Consider the following 5,362-nt stretch of genomic DNA (forward strand, 5'->3'; position numbering starts at 1 on the left):
ACTCTGGGTTCACTTTCATGACATCTGTTGTGGGTGGGAACGTTCCTAAAGAATTCTTCCCTGCAATTGAGAAAGGTTTCCGCTCAATGATGGATACAGGTACTTTAGCTGGGTTCCCCGTATTGGATGTGGTAGTCAACCTCACTGATGGTGCTTACCATGCCGTCGACTCCTCGGCAATTGCGTTTGAAATTGCGGCAAAAGGCGCTTTTCGTCAATCTATACCAAAAGCTGGCCCGCAATTACTAGAGCCCATCATGAAAGTGGACGTTTACAGTACAGAAGAAGATGTAGGTAATGTGATTGGTGATTTGAACCGTCGTCGCGGTATGATCTCTGGCCAAGAGCCCAGCGCAGCTGGTGTACGTGTTAAGGCCGATGTTCCTCTTTCAGAAATGTTTGGTTACATCAGTACATTACGCACGCTTACTTCAGGTCGCGGCCAATTCTCAATGGAGTTCTCTCACTATGCTGCTTGTCCAAACAATGTAGCTGAAGCAGTGATTGCCAAAGAAAAAGAAAAGAAAGCCGCAGCTACTAAGTAAGATTGTCGCAACACTTAAAAAGCTCCATCAGTTTGTTCTGATGGGGCTTTTAACAGTCCAATAAATTAGAGATAAAATTAGACCTGAAAAAAATCTGTTATTAAACGACTCGTCTCCTTCATTCTTTCTCATTTTTTTCCAACTTATGACCATCCAGATATCGTTCACTACGTTCAGTATCTTGTTTCTCTAGCTGCTTTTCTTTTTCGTCCTTCCGAATTTAATGCGATTTTCAGAAGCCTTTTTTCTTTTCCAAACGAATGTTAGATTTTCTTTTTTTATTAAGATTAATGATGTCTGCCATAGCGCCCTCTATAATATGTGTTGTGTATAAAATATAGCCCATCGAACCACTAATAGATAAAATGCTCTTTCGCCGTGGCCATCAGCTTATGAAAACGCTCCTTATGTCTTTCAGTTTTATCAGGGGTTTCTAAAACTAACTCCGACATACATAGTGCGAAGAGTAAACGGCGAATTTCCCAAATAGTTGACTGAAAAATTTCTATCTTCTCTTTTGTTTTTTCACTGATCTTGAAATCTAATTTCAAATTTTCTGAACTGATGGCAATAGGAGAAAAATGGTCAACAAGCTGCTCTCGCATTCGCTCGATAAAAAGAAAGCTATTTTTACCTTTGGAATGTTGTAGTTCAATTTCTTGAATTTTTCTTTTAAAAATTGTAAACTATCATTTGATGAAAAATAGAGTTTATGGGAATAGCGGTAACTTTGAAATAAAAAATAATCTCCCATTAAGACAATCAGAATGCCTATCAAGGTACAAATACCCCGATTAATCATCATTTCAAAAGGGCCTTGTGGAGAATTAGTATCGGTGGTTTGTGCTAGCAATAAAAACACGGAAAGAGTGACAAAAAAAACACTAATATCATAACGTTGAATATTTAATGCCGTAACATTTAAAGCAATAACTGCAATAATAAATAATACGGGTATAAACCGATAATTCAATTGCATTAAATAGATTAAAGGAACTAAGATTAATAACGCTGCGAGCGTCCCCCCCATACGATGCTTTGAGCGACGAAGAATTAAGCCAGGTTCAATGCCGGCACTAACTACTAATACTGTTAATAAAATCCATTTATTTTCAGGTAGTGTTGTAAATAAAAAATAAACATTGCAATCATGAAGATCACAGCTAAATGTACGAAACGTGCATAGTCGAGTTTTTTTCAACTGCAGCGTAGTTTGCATAGCTTATTCCAATAAATAAAAGCACGACTTAGGCAATCTGCTATATAATGTTGCAGTCTTGTTTGCGGAGAAAAGTCAATTTGAGGCGTGTCACAAGGAGTATAAGTTTCCATATTTATTTGAAGTTGATGAAGGTTTTTTTAATACTTCGCCAAAACACTTCATTCTTTTTCTCATAATATAGGTTATCAAGAGAAAGCTGAATATTGCGAATATACACAGCAATTCGATAACAGGTTAAAAAATTTTTTTGACCCACTAAGCGTTGGTAATTTCTTACCATTTCAAAATGAATAATTCCCGCCATGCTTACTTTATCCTGACGCAGAGCATTCTCAATATCGTTTTCTAAATAATTTATAAAATTGGCTAGAGCCCTGTTCCAGACTCTAATATATTGATGCGGATAAATTTTCAAACAAATGATAATGGTGAGGCATGAAAGAATGATTGAAGAAATAAATCCATAAGCAATTTGCAAATTGCCTTCGGGTTCCGTACTTAAAATAATCGTTCCTATAGCCAACGTCATCATAATTAAATTTTTAAAGCATAAAAATAACGTAATACAAAAAATAGATGACTGTTAAAATGAATAATGAAAAAGAAAAAACGCCACGAAATGGATAAATCAGATAAAAGGAAACACTAATAATCAGTACACTCAAGCTAATAAAAACTAATAATTGCTCTTTCTTTTTGAAATTAGAGAGGGCGGGTATTTCGTAAATGGATAAAATAAAAAAGGGTAAGATAAAAGACATATAACTTACGGGCAAAAAGAGCCAATAAACATAAGTCATTATAGTGGCAATAAATAAAGCCTTGCGTAAAGCGCCTCGTTGAATTGTGTAGGGATCAACTTCATCCAGCCAATGCTTAAACCTGGATATAAACATAGGCACTGCTTCCCACCCGAAGAGGATAATGAGGATTAGGATCCGTCACGCGGATAATTACTGGAAGACGTTGTGGTAATAAAACCCATTGATTTTCATTAATCACATTTTGTAGCTGCGTACGGTTATCTACCAGTTGTCTATTTGCACTCCAATAATCTGATTCAATAACTCCATGGAATATTTTTCGTCCTAAATACATACGCGGAAAAATGAGTACTCGTGCTCCTTTACGAACATCACGCAAATCGGTTTCATTAAAATTAGCTTGAATATAAATATTATCCGTACCTACTAAAGAAAAAGAGGTTGGTTCACATTTACAGGAGTACCAATGGTAAAAATAAATTTTGAATAATACCATTCCCTTGAGCATAAACATCAGTCAACTTTAAATTAACCAGGGCATTTCGGAATTGGGCTGAAAGCGATTTAATTTCCTGTTTTTGCGCTTTAATCTGATGACTGATAATTTCTACTTGCTTTAAAGAAGCTTCCCATTTATCTTTAGCGGCATGAGTTTCTTGTTGAGAGTTTTGTAAAGTAATCAGCGAAATCGATTTTAATTGATAACCTCGTTGATATTTTTTATTGTCCTGCGCGTGCTTTATATAAATACGCTGTTGGGTATCACTTAATTTTAGATCACGTTCGTAGGTTGTTTTTAAAGCAGCTAATTGCGCCCTAGCGGCTTCTAAATCGGCACGTAATTGTTTAACGGTTAAGACATAAGGGGTTTTAAAAACGGTAAATAGTTTCTGCCCTTTTTTACCCCTTCACCATTTTTAACATAAAGCCCTGTTATATAACCGCTAGTAAGAGCAGCAACCGGACGTACATTGTTTACGACAAAGGCATTGTCAGTAAAAGGAAATAAAAAAGAAAAAAGATAAATGATAGTAGTTAAAATACCGATCAAAATAATAGTATTGGTAAAGGTAAACCAATGTTTTATACGACTAAAAAATTTTTAGTCTTTTCCCGATACTTATCCCAATTCATGTTTATTAGTGACCAGCTCCATTGTTATAGGCATACCCCCCGGCTAAATCTTGATATAAGACAACCAGGGACATCGCTAACTCTAGTTTCGCTTGATTCGTTGATAACGCTAATTCATCTAAATATAGTTTACTTTGTACTAATTCTTTATAAGAAATCAAGCCTGTCTTTAATAAACCCTGTTGTAGTTTGTACTTATGGCCATAATCTTTTTCTGCGTTTAAATAGGTTGAATATTGTTCATTCATTTGTTTGCTCGCAGAATAATCGGTATCAACCTCTCTTAAAATACGTCTTACTGTTTTGATAAATTCAGCCATCTTTACATGGTACGTTCCTTTGGCAGCCCGTATAGTTCCTAGAGTACTAAGTGCTAATGATCCGTTAAAATAAGCATCTGTAGTTTGAACAAAAAGACGATTGTCATGTGCTTCACCAATAAAATCATCCAACTGTAAGGTTGGGAAAAAATTACTGTAGGCAATATTAATATCCATTTTTGCTGCTTTGAGGGCAAATTCAGCCATATGCATATCAGGACGATTATTTAAAACCTGAGCCGGTATGCTACCAGGTTTAAAACGACTAAAATCTAATCGGGCAAAATTATTTTTAGTACGCACAGGACCAGGATTAGCATTGATTAAAAAGCGAAGTGCGTTTTTGCTTACAACAATATTGTGTCGAATGGGATGTATCTGCGCCGCAATTTGTTTCTCATCTGTTTTTAACTGTGCTAAATCAATTTGATTCGTTAAACCAATTTGAATATCTTGTTCACTCAAAGTAATTAGGGTTTTTACATCCTTATCTAATTCCTGGATTAAACGTAATTGTTCTTGTTGAGCCATTAACGTGAAATAAGAGGCGGCTATTTGTCCAATTACCAGTAGCCGAACTCCGGAAATGGCGGCTCGATAATAATCAACATTATATTGAGCCTGCTTTTGTTGTGAGTATAGTTGCATGATATTTATTGCATAATAGGGCCAAATTCCATAAAAACCTCCTGGTGCTCCCAATGCAGGATTTGTAGAGTAACCAGCATATGTTTGTATGGTAGGAATCCAGCTTAATTTGACTTCCTGTAAAGCAGCTTGCGCTTGCTGTAGATTGCCAATGGCAATGTGAATATCGTTATTATTCTTAAGTCCTAGAGCAATTAAAGAGTTTAACTCTTTATCATTGAATTGCTGCCACCATGCCAAACAGGGGTAATTTCCCATTGTTTGATAAGCCTTGGTGCTGGAAGGGAATTGCGAAGGAATTACAGTGAGTTGCTCCACTTTTTTGGTACAACTCAATAATCCCCATATTATAAAAACGGAGAATATCAGTTTTATTCTCATGCGATACTTTTAATGAGCCCTCACATTAATTAATCCTACATAAGTTTTTGGTTTCAAGCCATTATTAATCAGCTATTCTCAGTGAGTTGCTTCTAGATTAATGGTAAATCGTATGAAGAGGAGCCTTACAGTTTTTTACCAGGTTTGTCTTACCTTATATTGGGCGGGATGTATCACCATTCTTTGACGGTTTTGTTACTGAAGGAATTAAATGATTCAGAAAAATACAAGAGAGGAGATAGACTCCGGGACTATTTGATTCACGAGGGCCAGAGATATTCAAAGTGTTAATATGGCTTTCTCTTATCCAGTCGATACACGAATACAGGGTGACTATTCCAGTAGAAA

Annotated in this window: 4 protein-coding genes and 4 pseudogenes; 1 reads left to right on the forward strand and 7 read right to left on the reverse strand. The window is 35.9% G+C overall.

Annotated features, from left to right (window positions below; translation table 11 throughout):
* Positions 1-545: pseudogene (locus BN58_RS23450) on the forward strand (elongation factor G); the annotation flags it as partial.
* 118 nt (positions 546-663) lie between these two features.
* Here the strand turns inward: BN58_RS23450 and BN58_RS33490 are convergent.
* The 7 genes and pseudogenes from BN58_RS33490 to BN58_RS30725 form a co-directional block, all read right to left on the reverse strand.
* A pseudogene (locus BN58_RS33490) lies at positions 664-849 on the reverse strand (DUF4169 family protein).
* Between the two features lie 49 nt (positions 850-898).
* Positions 899-1,697: pseudogene (locus BN58_RS23455) on the reverse strand (FUSC family protein).
* Positions 1,698-1,879: 182 nt separating this feature from the next.
* Positions 1,880-2,299, reverse strand: a complete 420-nt coding sequence (locus BN58_RS33495; protein WP_019216463.1) for a hypothetical protein — start codon at positions 2,297-2,299, stop codon at positions 1,880-1,882.
* Between the two features lie 10 nt (positions 2,300-2,309).
* On the reverse strand, positions 2,310-2,663 hold the full coding sequence (locus BN58_RS33500) for a hypothetical protein (protein ID WP_019216464.1): 354 nt from the start codon (positions 2,661-2,663) through the stop codon (positions 2,310-2,312).
* Positions 2,644-3,618: pseudogene (locus BN58_RS23465) on the reverse strand (HlyD family secretion protein). The gene BN58_RS33500 and the pseudogene BN58_RS23465 overlap by 20 nt, the downstream one beginning before the upstream one ends.
* A gap of 52 nt (positions 3,619-3,670) precedes the next feature.
* Positions 3,671-5,014: a TolC family protein gene (locus BN58_RS08535; protein WP_026069360.1), complete on the reverse strand. Its 1,344-nt coding sequence runs from the start codon at positions 5,012-5,014 to the stop codon at positions 3,671-3,673.
* A 154-nt stretch (positions 5,015-5,168) separates the two neighbouring features.
* A partial coding sequence (locus tag BN58_RS30725) for a putative molybdenum carrier protein (RefSeq protein ID WP_232220457.1) occupies positions 5,169-5,362 on the reverse strand: 194 nt, incomplete at its 5' end.

The sequence above is a fragment of the Legionella tunisiensis genome (genome assembly GCF_000308315.1).
Classification (GTDB): domain Bacteria; phylum Pseudomonadota; class Gammaproteobacteria; order Legionellales; family Legionellaceae; genus Tatlockia; species Tatlockia tunisiensis.